Genomic DNA, 16,348 nt, shown 5'->3' on the forward strand with positions numbered 1-16,348 from the left:
TGTTGAATTCCGTATCCGGGCCGCGTTCAGCGGCCGAAGCGCGTGCTGTAGGTCACCCCGAGCGTGCCGCCGGCATCGCCGCCGCCGCCCTGGGGAGCCGACTGGTAGCCGAAGGTGAACGCCAGTTCGTCATCGCCCAGCAGCTCCATGCCGATGCCGAGATCGATGCCGTAGTTGAACTCCTTCTCTGTCCACTGCCAGCCGGCCAGGGTGTCGACGATCCAGGTGTATTGCGGACGGCTGCGGTTCAGCGCGCCAGGGAAGCCACGGCGCCAGGTGCTGCCGAGGTAGACCTGGCCATAGCGGTCCTGCAGCAGGTCCTGGCTGCGCGCGCCATCGAGCGTCAGCGCACCGCCATGGGCCGCCAGCAGGTCGTCCGGCACGCGGTTCTCCAGGCGATTGCGCTGGTAGTCGATGCCGCCGCGCAGTTGCCAGGCCGGGCCATCGAAGAACAGTGTGTGGGCCCACTCCAGGGACAGCGCCTCGCCGTTGCCGAGGTCGTCGCCCTGGCGGGTGGAAAAGCGGTTGTGCGCCAGCGACCAGCTCAACTGGTCGCGCCCGCTGAGGGTGTGGCGGCCGCCGAGTTTCACGCTGTCGCGCATGCCGAGGGCGCGCATCAGGCCGGTCTCGTCGGTCTCGCGGTGCCAGTCGAGGCCCGCTTCCAGTTCGTCGCGCGCACTCAGCCGCCAGTTGCGCAGCAGGCCCAGGCCGTGGCGGTCCTCGTCGTCGCGCCAACTGCCATCGAGCGTCGCCGCGGCGAAGCCATCGGCCAGTTCGCGCCGCAACGTCAGCCTGGCGTTGCGTTCGCTACCGAGGAGCGAACTATCCAGTGCGTCGCCGCGATAGCGACCGCTGCCCAGCGCCAGGTCGGCGTACCAGTCGTCGCCGAGGTGGCGCGCCGCGCGCAGCGTCGGTCCCTTGAAGTCGAGACCGCCGAAGTCGCGCTTGTTCCAACCCAGTTGCAGGCCCTGGGGCGTGCGTTCGAGGATTTCCGCCGCCTGCCGCCGCAACTGCTCGCGGTTGTCGCGCGAGTGGCCGTCACCCAGTGCGCCCAGGGCCTCGCCCAGCGCTTCGCCGCCATGGCCGAGACGCACCAGCGCCTCGACCCGCTGCGCCGGATCCAGCTCGCCGCGCTCCAGCAGGCGTTGCAGGGCGGCGCGATTCTGGCTGCGCAGGGCGGCCTGGATCTCTTCGTTGCGCCCGATCTTCAGGCCCCGGCCGCGCGCCCAGGCCAGCCAGTCATCCTTCAGCGGCTCCTGGTTGGTGGCGGCGAGCTGGTCGAGGAACTGCTCGAACCACAGCTGCAGCATCGCCGGCTCGCCATTCCAGGCCCGCCGCGCCTCGCCCTGGGCGAGCAGCGGCCCCTGGGCCACGGCGAGCAGGCGCAGGTAGGCGGCGAAGCTGTCCGGGGTGGCCCTGACCGCCTCGCGGTCGAGCCGCCGGAGCAGTTGCCGGCGCAGGCGCAGGGCCTTGTCCTGGTAGCCGCTGGCATCCAGCGCGTCGGCGTAGGCGGCCTGTACCAGCCAGTCGTTGGGATTGGACTTGAGGTACAGGCGGAACCAGGCCAGCGCCTGATCGTTACGCTCGAGCAGCAGGCTGGCGCTGGCGAACGGCAGCCACAGCGTGCTGTCCCGCAGCGCCAGGCCATGCCACTGCGCCAACAGGGGCACCAGGCTGTCGCGACGGCCACGGTCGATGTAGAACCAGAGCAGGCGTTCGCGCACCAGGTTCTCGCCGGGGAAACGCACCAGGGCTTCCCGGTACAGACGCTCGGCGACGTCGCCATGGCCTTCCTGTTCCGCCAACCGCGCCCTGGCCACCCAGTAATAGGGGCTGCCCTGCGCTTCCGGCAGGCCTTCGGCCTCGGCCAGCAGGCTCTTCAGGGCCGGCCAGTCGTGGAGGTTCTCCGCCAGTTGCAGGGCGCTGGCCAGGCGCCGCGGATCGCGGCTGCGCTGCCAACTGCCGATAAGCACCTGCAAGGCCTGCTGCGGATTGCTGTCCCGGTACAGGGCGATCAACTGGTCCTCGTCGCTGCTGTTCAGGCGGATGTCCAGGGCCAGCATGCGCTCGTAGGCGGCGCGGGCATCGTCGTCCTGCTCCAGGGCCCAGGCCAGCGCCGCGCGCAGGCGCCAGAACTCCGGCTCGCGGATCGCGCGGGTATCCACGCCGGCGAGGACCTTCCAGGCCTGGCGCGGATCGAACAGGTTCCAGTGGGTTTCCGCCCACTGCATGCGTTCCTTGACGCTCAGCGGGAAATGCCGGGCCATCCGCGCCCAGACCCCGGTCTCTTCCTGCAACTGCTGGGTGTGTTCGAGGATCTGCTGCAAGCGCTGCCAGGCCAGGCGCTGTTTCGGATAACCCTGCACGTAGCCGCGCAGCCATGCCTCGCCCTCTTCCGGCGTGCCGCGGGTTTCATGGCTGTAGACCAGCGCATCGAGTTCCTCGTCGGTCATCTGTCGCTGCGCGCCGATGGGCGCCAGCAGCTCGATGGCGCTGTCGAAATCGAACATCTGCAGCGACAGGCGCCAGGCATGCTCGCGCAGGGCCGGGTCATCGGCGCCGGCCAGCAGTTGCTTCCACAGGCCCAGGGCCTGCGGGCCGTTGCCGGTCCATTCGCCAAGGCGCGCGAGATCGGCCAGCAGCGTCCTGTCCTGCGGGCGCAGGGCCAGCAGCTCCTGGCCGACCTCCCAGGCCCGCTCGATCCGCCCGGCGGCCATGTTCAGGCGCAGGTCGGCGGCCAGCGCCTCATGGTCCTCGGGGCGCAATTCGCGCCAGCGCCGGATGAAGCGTTCGGCCAGGTCGTAGCGCTGGCTGCCTTCGGCGGCGCGTACGCCCTCGGCGAGCCAGGCCAGGGTCGATTCATCCTCCGGCAAGGCGTCCAGCCGCTCGTCCAGCAACAACGCCGCCTGTTCGCCGCGCTCGCCAGCGAGCAGGCTGGCGAAGGCCTGGCGCAGATAGGCCAGGCGCTTCGCCGGCTCGGTTTGCGCTTCGGCCAGTTGCCGCTGGATGTCCGCCGCCGGCAGCGGCTCGCCGGAAGCCAGGTACCAGCGCGCCGCCTCGTCCAGCCAGCGCTGCCGGCCCTGCGGGTCGCGGCCGGCCAGTTCGGCAAAGGTCCGCGCCGCCAGGTCCGGCGCGTCCAGGGCCAGGGCATGACGGGCAAGTCGTTCGAGCATGGCGTCGTTCAACGAAACATGCTCGATCTTGCGCAGGCGCTCCAGCAATCGGCGCGTCTGCTCCTCATCCATGCCCTCGGGCCTGGCCAGGGCGCCAAGGATGTCCAGTTCCACCTCGTAGAACGGCGTTGCCAGGCGGTCCTTGCCGCGCAGACGGGCGAGGTGATGACGCGCCTGCTCGAAGTCACCGAGCTTGACCAGCAGATCGATCAGGGTCAGGCGCAGCGCGTCGTTCTCCGGGTGCGCCTGCAACAGCAGTTCGGCGTAGTTCACCGAGACCGCGTCGGGCTCGCCATCGCCGCTGGGCATGAATACTTCTTCGCTGTTGAAGGTCAGCCACAGCACCAGCGCCACCCCAAGAGCGACCGGCAGCAGGGCCCAGGGATTCAGCAGGCGCGCCTGGGGATGCTTGTCAGCGGCAGACGAGTTGGCCATCGCGCACCTGCTCCATCGGCAACTCGAACGTCCACAGGCCGTTGCCGGCCTTTCCCGGGAAGGCCTTGCCGGCCGCACTCAGCCGGCAATCGCCCGCCGCGCGCACCACCAGGCGTAATGGCAGGTGCCCGGCGAAGGCGAACTCGACGCGGCCATCGTCGCGGTAGCGCCAGTGCTTCAGCGGCAGGTTGGCCTCCTCCAGCGCCGGCCGCGGATCGCGGCTGTCGCGCAGGACCAGGCGCGCATTCGCCGCACTCAGGTGCACATAGCGCCCCTGGGGCAGGTCGCGCACGCCCGCGACTCCCGTGGAGCGAGCGAGGTCCGGCCAACCCAGCGCCGGGTCCAGGCGCACCGTGCGCAAGGCGGCGAAGCCGCGCAACTGCCAGCTGCCATCGGCACGCTTGGCCAGGCTGGCGCGATGCAGGCCTTCCAGGCGCGGGATGTAGTCGCTCATCCACAGCGACAACGGATGCTCCGCCTGCATCGCCGCGTAGATCTGGTGCATGGTGCGGATCGAGGCCTGCTTGGTCCCCGAATAGAAGTGGTAGTACAGGTGCAGGCCGCGCAGGCGGCGCGGGCTGTCGGTCAGGGCGAAGGTATCGATGACGCCGCGGAAGCCGTAGTACGGCCCCTGCCAGAGATTGGTGTAGACGTTCTCGTTGATGATCGGCGCGTAGTACTGCACGCCGCCGCGGGTGGGCCGGATCAGCGGGTAGAGTCCGGTCAGCGAGGGAAAGGCCCGGGTCAGCGCGGTATTGCCGCCGTTGACGTTCATCAGCCCGGCGTCGTAGGCGAGCTTGATGGTGGCGGCGTCGGGCAGCGCGTCGCCGGACCAGAAGATCATCTTCACCGGCTTCCGCGGGGTGGTCAGGCGCTGCTCGATGTAGTCGCGGGCCCCGATCACCTCGCGTACGAAGTCGACCTTGTCGTAGCCCGGGATGGCCATCTTGTAGCCATACTGGGCCTCGAAGTTCTCGCCCTGCTCGGCCAGTTGCGGCTGCCAGAAGAACGGATGGCTGAAGGTATGGCTGGCGACCTCGACCTTGTCGTCGGCGAAGATGCGCCGGGCGATCGGCTCCAGCTCCCTGGCCAGGTGCGGGTACATGCCCTTCGGCCCGACCTCGCCTTCGATCACCGAGACCGAGGTGAGGAACGGATAGGGCTTGATGAAGTCCTCCAGCACCTGCTGGCCGGCATAGGGACTGCCGGGCACCTCGGCACGGGAGACGAAGCCGTCGCCATCGATGTGCACGGTGGCGATGCGCCGGCCATTCTCGGTGGTCGCGTCGGGACTCGGCAGCGGCGCAAGGCGCAAGGCCTTGCGCAGGAAGGCGAACGGATCGAGGATCCAGCGCCGGTGCTCGCTACCCTCCTCCAGCACATAGGGCGCCAGGGCGAAGCCGCCCCAGTCGGCGGTCGCCACCGGCACGTACTCCTTGCCGTCGCCCTTGAGCTTGAGCGCCGGGGCCACCCGCGCCGGGTCGAGTACGGTGAGCGCCGGCAGGTCGCGGACCCGGATCACCAGCGGCGCTTCGAAGGCGCCCAGCAGCGCCTGGTCGTGGGTCTCGGTGCTCGGCTTGACCTTGAGCTTCTGCGACAGCCGGCGAATACCCAGGCGCTGCAACAGGCCGTCGTTCTCTGTGGGCAGGCCGGCGAGGAACGCCACCGGCACCTTTTCGTCGAGACGCGCAGCGATCCAGTTGTCGAAGGCGTCGCTGGCCAGCGGCGGTCCACTGGTCATCCAGGTGACTACCCCCGCGTAGAGACCGCTCAGCGGACGTTCGGGCAGCGGCTGGTCGGTGGGCAGGTAGTCGACCCGATAACCGAGGTATTCGAGCAGGCCGCCGAGGTAGACGTGGCCGGGGCTCAGGGTCAGGTCGCCCTCGCGCGGATCGTAGAGCAGCGCGATGCGCCGCGGTTGCACCTCGACGTCGCTCACCCCCAGGTAGTCCAGCGCCGGGGTGCTGACGAACGGCACGTAGCCTTCGCTACGCAGGCGCGCAGCGAGCGCGCGCGCCTCGTCGCGCCGCTCCGGCGGCAGGTAGTCGATGGCGACGATGGGCATGCCCTGGGCGCGCAGGGCATCCAGGTGACCCTTCAGCCAATCGCGATCGTCCTGGGGCACCTCGCGGTATTGCCCGGCAGCGGCGTCCCAACCGGCATGGATCGACTCCACGGCCACCGCCGACGCGACGCCGGGCAACTCCGGCAGCACTTCGAAACCGCGATTGAAAAACAGCTTGAGGCCCGGCTCCTGGCGATGCAGCTGGGCGAGGAAACTGGCCAGCGCCCGGCGCTGGCCCTCGCGGCGCTCCTCGGCCTGTAGCTGGAAGCTGTCCAGGGTATCGAGGAACAGGCCGGCGTAGCCCTGTTTGCGCAGCTCCGCGGCGCGCTTGAGCAGGTACGCCCGCCAGCTCGGCGCGGCGAGGTCCATTACCTGGCTGTTCCAGGCTTGGTTGCGGACCGCGCTCTTGCCCCGGGCCAGGCCGCTATCGGCGATGGCGGCGGCGTCGCCGTCGAACTCGCCGACCGACAGATAGGCGAAGGGCGTGCTGCCCTGCTCTTTCAGATACCCGACATCGGCCGGCTTGAGGTGCGCCGCTTCGAGCACCACCCAGTCGAACTGGGAAAGCTCGGCCAGCGGCGGCCGCTCGGCGTACCAGAACGCCACGCTGGACGGCCCGCCGGCAGCCCCTGCGGCAGCGCCGGCACAAAGCGCCAGCGCCAGGCCGGCAAGCCAGGCGAGCGGGCGTTCGATGGGTCGAAGGATGTTACGGCGGGACGGCAGACGCAGCACGGCGATTCCTTTCTTGCTGAACCGCATGCCCAGCCTACGCGGCAGGGTCGATACCGACCGAAGCGGCAGGTCGGGAGCATGGATGCGGTTTCCGATGGCAACGTCGAATCCCTGACAGTGCGGGCACGGCCAAAGCAGCCGCAGGCGATTAACGTCAATCTAATGACTAAATATGCTAATTGCTAATTTTTTAAGCGGAAACTGTCAATTTTTAGGCACATACATGACGCCATGGTGTCCTTTTGCCTGCCCGTGACGCTTTGCAGGTCAACTCCGCGCTTTCCGAGACACCGGTGTGGCAAAGTGGAAAGCCCAGGTTTCACGCACTTCATCAGGAAAGTCGACGGCCCTCCGGAAGCCCCCGGAAGTCACTTCGTCTAGACCCATCGGTTCGGTAGACGCCGTTCGCTAATAACTAAATATTTATTAAATCCGTGAAACAGGTTGTCTTTTCCGGCCAACGAAAGGCGCCGGGCATTTGGCGCACGCGCGTGCGGTCGCACCGCCTTCAGTTGCGTGCGAGGAACCGCACCAGCCACACCGAGGCGACGCCTATCGCCCCACCCGCCAGTACTTCGGCGACCCGCAGCGAGGCGACCAGGGGCGACTGCTGAATCGCCCAGGAGGCGCAGGCGATGCACGCGCAACGCGCGGCAAAACCTGTCGCGTAGTGACGGAATCCGACGAGGGTGAGGACCGAGGCAAGAGTCGCCAAGGTGTGGACCAATAGAACATGCGGTAGAGCGGCCCCTACCGCGAGGCCGAGCGGTACGCCGAGCAGCGCGCCAAGCCCGCGATCGCGCAGCTTCAGGTGCGCGCTGGCGGCATTGCCGGTAACCACGCTGGCGGACGACCAGATCGCCCACTGGCCGTATTCGATGTGCCGCCACGCCACCAAGGTCGCGCTGCAGGCTACGGCGAGTGTGACCGCCAACACAGCCTGGAGCAGCTCGTCATGCGCGGCCGCGTGGCCCGTCAAGTGCGCCCCACGCCAGCGCAGCAGGGTGCCGTAACGGCGTGCGAGCGCTGCGTGGCGCAAGGTATCGACACCGGCGAGCGCCACCGATGGTAGCGTCGCGACGACGAGATACGGCACCAGGGACAGCGCAGCGCGGTGCGTCGCGGCAACCTCGCAGGCCAGATAGAGCACAGGAATAAAGACGAAATTGCCCAGCGTGCGCAAGCGCGTATCCAGGCCGGATAGCGCGACAGCAGCAGCGGCGAGCGCTGCGCAAGCGATGGCAAACGCCGCTCCCCAGGCGAGCGCGAACGACAAGCCGAGAAAGCCGAGGATGATCGCCACCCCCTGGCCGAGCGCCGCGAGCGGTGCGCCACCGACCCGCTCGACAACGACCGCCACGGAGATCGTCGCGATATTCGCCAGCAGCCAGTTGGCATCGCCGCTGGCGCTGTAGAGCACGAACAGCGGCAGCGACACGGCGAGCGCGCGCCCCATGGCGCGGCCGTCGAACAGGCGTGTCAGCGAGGCGCACACACGACGCGCCGCCTAGAGCGCTGCCAACTGGTCGAGCGTGACGATCCGCGCGATGCCGCCCAGGACCTCGATGGAGCGCCGGTGCTCCTCGTCGCTGGCCGCCGCGCAGGCCTCCTCCAACACCAGCACTTGGTAGTCGCGATCGTGCGCATCGCGCGCGGCGGCCTGCACAGCCCAGGTCGTACTGACACCGGCGAGCACCAGGCGCTCGATCCGCCTCGCCCGCAACACGGCCTCCAGGCGCGTGGCATAGAAGGCGCTGATGCGCGGCTTGAGCACTTCCATCTGCACGGCATCCCGCTTCAGGTCAGGATGAAATGCGCAACCGCGCCCGCAGAGGTCGAGAGCGCCGAGTGCCTGCGCGGCAGCGAAGATCGGCGAATGTTCCGGCAGGTCCGGATAGCCGGGCTCGAAGCCCACCCTCACCGCGATCCGCAGCCAGCCACGCTGCTCGCGACGGCGAGAGCGCGGTTGAAACGCGCGACCACGCCACGCAAGGCGGCCTGTTCTGCACAGCGGGCAATCCTACCGTCGGGATGCATGATATCGACGATGTAGTCGAGACCGATCAGTGCTGTGTTCATCGGGAACTCCTCTTCCATCTGCCGGAACTCAAAGCCCTGGATTCAGGGCTCCTCGAATTGCGCCAGGCGTGTCAGCAACGGACCGGCCGCCGCCAGCAGGGCGCGCTCGCTCTCGTCGAGACAGGCGTGCATGGCACGCACCAGCCATTCTTCGCGCTTGGCGCGGTTGCCGTAGAGATTTCGCCGGCCCTCCGAGCTCAGCGACACGCGGGTTCTGCGCCCATCTTGCGGATCGGCGTGACGGACGATCAGCCCTCCGCGTTCCAGTTCGCGCAGCAGCGCGGCCAGATTCGACGAGCGCATCCGCTCGGCGGCGGCCAGCTCGGAAGGTGTGACGTCGCCGCCAAGGCGGTCGATCGCGCCAAGCACGACCAGTTGCGAGAATTGCACCGGATCGGCCTGCGCCTCGCGACGCAGGCGGCGGGTCAGGGTGGTGACCTGGCTGCGCAGATGCGCTGCCAGTTGGAGATCCTGGTTGGTGGGCATATTTATCTACATAATCATAGCTATATTTTCATAGCAAAATAACACGTCCAACGCCGCCCGCCATGGGAGCCGACCGACGGCACGACAGCTGAAATGAAAGAGCCCCGCACTAGGGCGGGGCTCTTGCTTGCCGTCAGTCCGGTCGCATCAGGGGATGCAGACACCGTGCTGGCTGCTCTGCGCCAGGTCCATCAGCTCGCGGTTGGCCACGGCGTACATGGCGTAGTCGGTACCCGACGCGGCACGCAGTTCGACCAGCATCGCCCGCCAGCGCTCGACCAGCGGCAGGTGTTGTTCCAGCCACAGGCCGACGCGCGCCTCGACCTCCTTCGGTCCGTCCTGCATCTGCAACACCGAGACGGTGATCGCCCGCTGCTGCCAGTCGAGGTCGTCGCGGAACGCCTCGCGGGCCAGCGCCTGCCAGTTGTTCTCCACCGGCAGGTTGGTGATCTGTTGCAGGTACCAGGTAAGGTCCAGCGCGCTGCCCACGGCGAAATAGGCCTTGGCCACTTCCGCGGTGTCCTGGCCGGTCACGTCGGACGCCTCGATGATCGGCAGCAGCGTATACAGGTGGCTGGTGCCGGCCACCATGCGTGCCAGCAGTTCCGGTACGCCGGCGTCGACGTAGGTCTGGTAGCGCGCCTGCCACAGCTCGCGGGTCGGCCCTTCGAGCAGCTCGTTGAGCTTCAGGCCGAGGGCGGCGATGCGCGGGCCGAAGTGGGCCACGTCGCGCGCCGCGTCCAGCTCGTTGCGGCGGCTGCGGAGGAACCAGCGGGTGGCGCGGCGACCGAGACGCATCAGTTCGTCCATCAGGGTCAGCTGGATATCAGCGGGCACCTGGTAGTCGAGGTTCTCGATCTGGCGGAACCAGTGCGGCAGGTGGAACACGTCGCGAACGATCACGTAGGCCCCGGCGACGTTGGCCGCGCTCATGCCGGTGGACTCCTTCAGGCGCTGCACGAAGGTGATGCCCATGTGGTTGACCAGGTCGTTGGCGATCTGCGTGCTGACGATCTCGCGCTTCAGGCGATGGCGGCGCATGGCGTCGCCGAACTTCTCCGCCAGCAATGCCGGGAAGGCGGTCTCCATGTCGCGGGTCAGGTAGTCGTCGTCCGGCACCAGCGATTTCAGCAGCGATTCCTTGAGGTCGATCTTGCTGTAGGAGATCAGCACCGACAGCTCGGCGCGGGTCAGCCCCTGGCCGGCACTGATGCGTTCCGCCAGCTCCTCGTCGGAAGGCAGGAACTCCAGGGCGCGATCGAGCTTGCCGCGCGCCTCGAGGTCGCCCATCAGCCGCTTGTATTCGGCGATCCGCTCGCGGGCGCGGCGTTGCGCCAGGGACAGCGCCTGGGTCTGCTTGTAGTTGTTGCCCAGCACCAGGGCGCCGACCGCGTCGGTCATCTTCACCAGCAGCGCGTTGCGCTGCTTCTCGGTCATGTCGCCGGCCTGCACCACTTCGTTGAGCAGGATCTTGATGTTGACCTCATGGTCGGAGCAGTCCACGCCACCGGCGTTGTCGATGAAGTCGGTGTTGTTGGCACCGCCGTGCAGGCCGAACTCGACCCGCGCCAGTTGGGTCATGCCCAGGTTGCCGCCCTCGCCCACCACCTTCGCGCGCAGCTCGCGGCCGTCGACGCGCAGACCGTCGTTGGCCTTGTCACCGACATCGGCGTGGGTTTCCTTGCTCGACTTCACGTAGGTGCCGATACCGCCGTTCCAGAGCAGGTCGACCGGCGCCTTGAGCAGCGCGTGGATCAGCTCGGTGGGCGCCAGCCTGTCGGCCTGGATGTCGAAGCGCGCCTGCATTTCCGGGGTGATGGCGATGCTCTTGGCGCTGCGCAGGAAGATCCCGCCGCCGGCGGAGATCAGCTTGGCGTCGTAGTCGGCCCAGCTCGAACGCGGCAGGTTGAACAGGCGCTGGCGCTCGACGAAGCTGCTGGCGGCGTCCGGGTTCGGGTCGATGAAGATATGCATGTGGTTGAAAGCGGCCACCAGTTGCAGCTTGTCCGACATCAGCAGGCCGTTGCCGAACACGTCGCCGGCCATGTCGCCGATGCCGATGACGCTGATGTTGTCCTTCTGCACGTCGATGCCGCGCTCGCGGAAGTGCCGTTGCACGCTGACCCAGGCGCCCTTGGCGGTAATCCCCATGCCCTTGTGGTCGTAGCCGGCGGAGCCGCCCGAGGCGAAGGCGTCGCCGAGCCAGAAGCCGTACTCGGCGGCGATGCCGTTGGCGATGTCGGAGAAGGTCGCCGTGCCCTTGTCCGCTGCGACCACCAGGTAGGGATCGTCCTCGTCGTGGCGGACCACGTTGGCCGGCGGCACCACTTCGCCTTCCTTGAGGTTGTCGGTGATATCGAGCAGGCCGGAAATGAAGATCCGGTAGCAGGCGATCGCCTCGGCCTGGATCTCGTCGCGGCTACCGCCAAGCGGCAGGCGGCGCGGGACGAAGCCGCCCTTGGCGCCGACCGGCACGATCACCGCGTTCTTCACCTGCTGGGCCTTGACCAGGCCGAGCACCTCGGTGCGGAAGTCTTCCTCGCGGTCCGACCAGCGCAAGCCGCCGCGAGCCACCTTGCCGCCGCGCAGGTGCACGCCCTCGACGCGCGGCGAGTAGACGAAGATCTCGTACTTGGGCACCGGCCTGGGCAGCTCCGGGATGGCCTTCGGGTTGAACTTGAAGCTGAAGTAGCTCTTGTTCTGGCCGTTGCCGTCGGGCTGGTAGAAGTTGGTCCGCAGGGTCGCCTTGATCAGGTCGAGGTAGCGCCGCAGGATGCGGTCCTCGTTGAGCACCTGGACTTCGTCGAGGGCGCCGAGGATCGCCTGCTCCAGCTTCTGTTGCTTGTCTTCCAGGTCTTCCGCGGTGAGTTTGCGCGCCAGGTAGAAGCGGGTCTTGAACAGCCGCACCAGCTCGCGGGCGATGTCGGTGTGAGCATTCAGCGCGCTGGCGATGTAGCCGAGGTCGAAGCCCAGGCGGATCTGCTTCAGGTAACGCGCGTAGGCACGCAGCAGGGCGACGTCGCGCCACGGCAGGTTGGCGGTCAGCACCAGGCGGTTGAAGGCGTCGTTCTCGGCGTCGCCGCTGACGATGTGGACGAAGGCGTCCTGGAGGATCTCGTTGAGCTGCTGGATGTCCACGTCCAGCCCTTCGGCGTAGGTGAAGGCGAAGTCGTGGATCCAGTATTCGCGGCCGTTCTGGTGGCGCAGGCGGTAGGGGAATTCGCCGAGCACGCGCAGGCCGAGGTTCTCCAGGATCGGCAGGACGTCGGACAGGGCCAGCGGGGTGTCGGCGTGGTACAGCTTGCAGTGCAGTTGCTGCTCGCCCTGCGCCAGCGGCTGGTAGAAGCTCATCACCAGCGGGCGCTGCTCAGAGAGGCTGAGCAGGTGCTGCAGGTCGACCACCGCGAAGTGCGGGGCGAAGCGCTCGCGGTAGCCGGCCGGGAAGCCTTTCGGGAAGTCGGCCAGGACGTTGGTGCCCTTGGCCTCGCCGAGGTTTTCCACCACCAGGCTGCTGTAGTCGTCCTGCCAGGAACGGCAGGCCTGGATCACTTCTTCCTCCAGGCGCGCCGGGTCGATGTCGATGCGCGACTTCGGGTCGACGCGGAGGATGAACTGCACGCGGGCCAGCACCGACTCGGAGAAGAAGGTCCAGAACTCGCAGTCGCTGGCTTGCAGGCGCTCCATCAGGACCTGCTGGATCTTCAGGCGCGTCTCGGTGGAATACACGTCGCGCGGCACGTAGGCCAGGCAGTAGCAGAAGCGGCCGTAGGGGTCCTTGCGCAGGAACACGCGGATCTTGTTGCGCTCCTGGATGCGGACGATCGCCAGGGCGGTGCTGAACAGCTCGTCCACCGGGGTCTGGAACAGGTCGTCGCGCGGCAGTACTTCCAGCACCTGGGCCAGTTCCTTGCCGAGGTGGGCCTTGGTGTCGAAACCGGAGCGCCGCATCACTTCGGCGACCTTGCCGCGGATGAAGGGAATGTCGTTGACGCTCTCGTTGTACACCGAGGAGGTGAACAGGCCCATGAAGCGGCACTCGCGGATCACCCGGCCCTTGCCGTCCAGCTCGCGGATCGACACGTAGTCCGGGTAGGCCGGGCGGTGCACGCGGCTCGGATGGGCAGCCTTGGCGAAGGACAGCAGGACCGGTTCGCGCAGGTAGGCGACGGCATAGTCCTCGATGTGCAGGTCATCCTTGCTCAGGCCGGCGCGCAGCAGACGGGTCAGGCCGAGGAAGGATTTCTCGTCGTAGACCATGCGCCCGCCGTCGGCCTCGTCGGCGACGCTGAATTCCTCGTAGCCGAGGAAGGTGAAGTGGTTGTCCAGCAGCCATTCGAGATAGCTGCGCACTTCCTTCAGCTCCTCCGCCGGCACCTTCAGCTTGGCCTTGCCGAGCCAGGCCAGCAGTTCGAGGGCCTTGGCCTTCATCGGCTCGAAGTCGGCGACGGTCACGCGCACTTCGCCGAGCACCTCCAGGAGGGCCTTCTCCAGCGCCCGCAGTTCGCCGGCGTGGGCACAGCGGTCGATCTCCAGGTACATCAGCGATTCCTGGCTGACGTCCTTGCCCTGGGTGCCCTTGGGCAGGATTTCCTTCAGCTCGCCCTTGGCCGAGCGGCGCACGCTGAGGACGTTGGTCTGCAGGGTATGGATGCTGTAGCCGCGGCGGTTCAGTTCCATGCGCACCGAGTCGACCAGGAACGGCAGGTCCGGGTGCAGCACTTCCACCGCGGTGTGGGTGGATTGCCAGCCGTGCTTCTCGTAGTCGGGGTTGTATACGCGGACTTCGGGCTGGTCGCGGTCGAAGCGCTCCAGCAGGCGCCAGGCGGAAAGGGTGCAACCGACCAGGTCGGAAAGCCGACGCTGGGTCAGTTCATCGAGGGAGATCAGGCTGAAGAACTGTTCGGCGAACAGCGTGACTTGTGGTAACGCCTTGTCGCCGAGGTGCTGCGCCAGTGCCGTCTGCAGTTGATGCTGGAAATCGGCTTTGCTGGCCGCGGTGAAGAACGCCATGGTTGTACTCCGCTTGGCTTGTTATTTCATGGAGGCGAGCGGTTCGCGGGAAAGGTCGCGAGCAACGCACCTTCGGACCGACCCTCGCTGCGTCCATGAAGTTCAGCAGAAGCTGAGCATTAATCCAGGCAGGCAGGCGCACAGCAAAGGCTGACCGGGAACCGCCCTTTTTCGGCGAGCGACCCGCCGGTCATATCCGACAGAGCTTAACGAGCCGGCAAGGCAAAACACTTACCGTGCTGCGACATATTCGTTCACCCCGGGAGCATCGGCTCACTGCACCGGCAGGAAATGCATGAACAGCAGTCCCTGGGCGTAGTTCACGCTGATCCGCCGGTAGCGTTCGCCGAGCACCTCGGCGAGCAGGTCCAGGCGCGCGACGATCTTGGCGAACTCGCGGGCGTAGCTGAGGTTGCTGGCGTCGTCGGTGAGGGCGTTGGAAAGCAGCAACGGGGCACCCTTGTCGTCCTTGCGGGTAGCCAGCATCCAGGTGGCGACCTCGACGTTGCGCGCGGCGTTGTAGACGTACTGCGCGTCGATCCCCTGATAGACGTAGAACTCGGTGCGCCCGCCATGGGCGGTGATCAGCATGCTGGCCAGGGAGTAGATGAAGGCACCGACGCGGTCGCCCTTGAACGCCGGATCGAGGGAGTAGGACAGCGCGGCGATGTCGCGGCGGCCGCCCAGGTCGCTGAGTTCGCGGTTCTGCTCGATGGCCCGGCGGATCGCCAGCTCGGCGTCGGCCTGGCTCGGCAGGCCGGTCTTCTTCCATTCGGCGGGATTGCGCTTGTACAGCTTCCAGAGCAACTGGTAGAGGCTTTGCAGGTTGTCGCGCATGGCCAGGGTGGCCATGCGATCGGCATCGGTCTGGAGGAATTCGCCGGCGCGCATCGAACCCTGGCTGGTGTCCTCGCCGGCGGCGTTGCGCGGCGCGTTCGAACATCCGCTGGCGAGCGCGCCGAGCAGCAACAGCAGCCCGCCGACCCAGCGCCGCCACCCACGCCGGGCGCGGCCCTCCCCCTTGCGCCGGGCAAGCCCCGGCAATGTCGCTCCTGACAAACGCTCTGTCCATTCGCTGTTCGCATCGCGGAAACCGACCCGCCTGAGCCGGCGAAGTTCCCCGGGCGCGTCGATCCGCCACGCTTCGCGAGGCAGGTCACGGCGAGAGGCGGAGGCTTTTCACCGGCATACCCGCGCGGGTTCACGAATAGGCGCGGCACGAGCGTCGGAGAGTACGCTAGGCAGTCGCCGTGCGCTAACATGTGCGGGATCGGGGGGCGTCATCCGCCGCAGAGCGGAGCCTTCTCCCCGCCCGCGCGCGCCGGCCTCGCCGTGCGCCACCGAGCGACACCCCAGCAGGCCTTGGAACCGGTAGTCCAGACAATGAGCAACGAGCCAGAAAGCACGCAGCACAAGAGCGCCCTGCAGGGACTGAAGGGCTACCTGTCGAGCCAGATCCTCGGCCAGGAAAAACTCGTCGACCGCCTGCTGATCGCGCTGCTAGCCGACGGCCACCTGCTGGTGGAAGGCGCGCCGGGACTGGCCAAGACCAAGGCCATCAAGGACCTCGCCGAAGGCCTCGAAGCCGAGTTCCACCGTATCCAGTTCACTCCCGACCTGCTCCCCGCCGACATCACCGGCACCGAGATCTACCGTCCGGAGACCGGCACCTTCGTGTTCCAGCAAGGCCCGATCTTCCATCACCTGGTGCTGGCCGACGAGATCAACCGCGCCCCGGCCAAGGTGCAATCGGCGCTGCTCGAAGCCATGGCCGAGCGCCAGGTTTCGGTCGGCCGCAGCACCTACGACCTGCCACAGCTGTTCCTGGTGATGGCGACACAGAACCCGATCGAACAGGAAGGCACCTACCCGTTGCCGGAAGCCCAGCTCGACCGCTTCCTCATGCACGTCAAGATCGGCTACCCGGAGGCCTCGGTGGAACGCCGCATCCTCCAGCAGGCGCGTGGCGAGGCACTGAACGGCGAGGCCCGGCCGGAGCGCCGGGTGACCCAGGAAACCATCTTCGCCGCGCGCCAGGAAATCCTCGGCCTGTACATGGCCGACGCGGTGGAGGAATACCTGGTGCAACTGATCATGGCCACCCGCACCCCGGCCAAGCACGACGCGGAACTCGCCGAATGGATCTCCTACGGCGCCAGCCCGCGCGGCTCCATCGCCCTCGACCGCTGCGCGCGCGCCCACGCCTGGCTGGGCGGACGCGACTTCGTCAGCCCCGAGGACATCCAGGCGGTGCTGTTCGACGTGCTGCGCCATCGCCTGATCCTGACCTTCGAGGCGGAAGCCGCCGGCATCGACCAGGACCGGGTCGTGCAGCGCATCCTCGACGTGGTCGCCGTGGCCTGAGGCC

The 16,348-nt window shown here is 67.5% G+C and carries 7 protein-coding genes and 1 pseudogene; 1 reads left to right on the forward strand and 7 read right to left on the reverse strand.

Features of this window, described 5'->3' with window-relative positions; genetic code table 11:
• Positions 1 to 26 precede the first annotated feature (26 nt).
• The 7 genes and pseudogenes from M6E97_RS08530 to M6E97_RS08560 form a co-directional block, all read right to left on the reverse strand.
• Positions 27 to 3,608 (reverse strand): tetratricopeptide repeat protein, encoded by a 3,582-nt coding sequence (locus tag M6E97_RS08530; RefSeq protein ID WP_033938048.1) that lies wholly within the window; start codon positions 3,606 to 3,608, stop codon positions 27 to 29.
• Entirely contained in the window at positions 3,586 to 6,432 is a 2,847-nt protein-coding gene (locus tag M6E97_RS08535) for a bifunctional glycoside hydrolase 114/ polysaccharide deacetylase family protein (RefSeq protein WP_003109603.1), read from the reverse strand. The genes M6E97_RS08530 and M6E97_RS08535 overlap by 23 nt, the downstream gene beginning before the upstream one ends.
• A gap of 481 nt (positions 6,433 to 6,913) precedes the next feature.
• Positions 6,914 to 7,900: an FUSC family protein gene (locus tag M6E97_RS08540; RefSeq protein WP_003109602.1), complete on the reverse strand. Its 987-nt coding sequence runs from the start codon at positions 7,898 to 7,900 to the stop codon at positions 6,914 to 6,916.
• Between the two features lie 12 nt (positions 7,901 to 7,912).
• Positions 7,913 to 8,484 (reverse strand): annotated as a pseudogene (locus M6E97_RS08545) (isochorismatase family cysteine hydrolase).
• 42 nt (positions 8,485 to 8,526) lie between these two features.
• Positions 8,527 to 8,970, reverse strand: a complete 444-nt coding sequence (locus M6E97_RS08550) for a MarR family winged helix-turn-helix transcriptional regulator (protein WP_003109601.1) — start codon at positions 8,968 to 8,970, stop codon at positions 8,527 to 8,529.
• Between the two features lie 147 nt (positions 8,971 to 9,117).
• Positions 9,118 to 13,980, reverse strand: coding sequence for an NAD-glutamate dehydrogenase GdhB (gdhB, locus tag M6E97_RS08555; protein ID WP_023100922.1), 4,863 nt, complete (start codon positions 13,978 to 13,980; stop codon positions 9,118 to 9,120).
• Between the two features lie 273 nt (positions 13,981 to 14,253).
• Entirely contained in the window at positions 14,254 to 15,024 is a 771-nt protein-coding gene (locus tag M6E97_RS08560; protein WP_003091293.1) for a hypothetical protein, read from the reverse strand.
• 339 nt (positions 15,025 to 15,363) lie between these two features.
• Between M6E97_RS08560 and M6E97_RS08565 the strand changes: the two genes are divergently transcribed.
• Entirely contained in the window at positions 15,364 to 16,344 is a 981-nt protein-coding gene (locus tag M6E97_RS08565; RefSeq protein WP_003091294.1) for an AAA family ATPase, read from the forward strand.
• Positions 16,345 to 16,348 lie beyond the last annotated feature (4 nt).

The sequence above is a fragment of the Pseudomonas sp. B111 genome, assembly GCF_026428275.1.
Classification (GTDB): domain Bacteria; phylum Pseudomonadota; class Gammaproteobacteria; order Pseudomonadales; family Pseudomonadaceae; genus Pseudomonas; species Pseudomonas aeruginosa.

Bases quoted from the DNA above. Each gene is read 5' to 3' on its own strand.
- M6E97_RS08530 (WP_033938048.1), bottom strand. From the start codon at position 3,608: ATGGCCAACTCGTCTGCCGCTGACAAGCATCCCCAGGCGCGCCTGCTG.
- M6E97_RS08535 (WP_003109603.1), bottom strand. From the start codon at position 6,432: ATGCGGTTCAGCAAGAAAGGAATCGCCGTGCTGCGTCTGCCGTCCCGC.
- M6E97_RS08550 (WP_003109601.1), bottom strand. From the start codon at position 8,970: ATGCCCACCAACCAGGATCTCCAACTGGCAGCGCATCTGCGCAGCCAG.
- gdhB (WP_023100922.1), bottom strand. From the start codon at position 13,980: ATGGCGTTCTTCACCGCGGCCAGCAAAGCCGATTTCCAGCATCAACTG.
- M6E97_RS08565 (WP_003091294.1), top strand. From the start codon at position 15,364: ATGAGCAACGAGCCAGAAAGCACGCAGCACAAGAGCGCCCTGCAGGGA.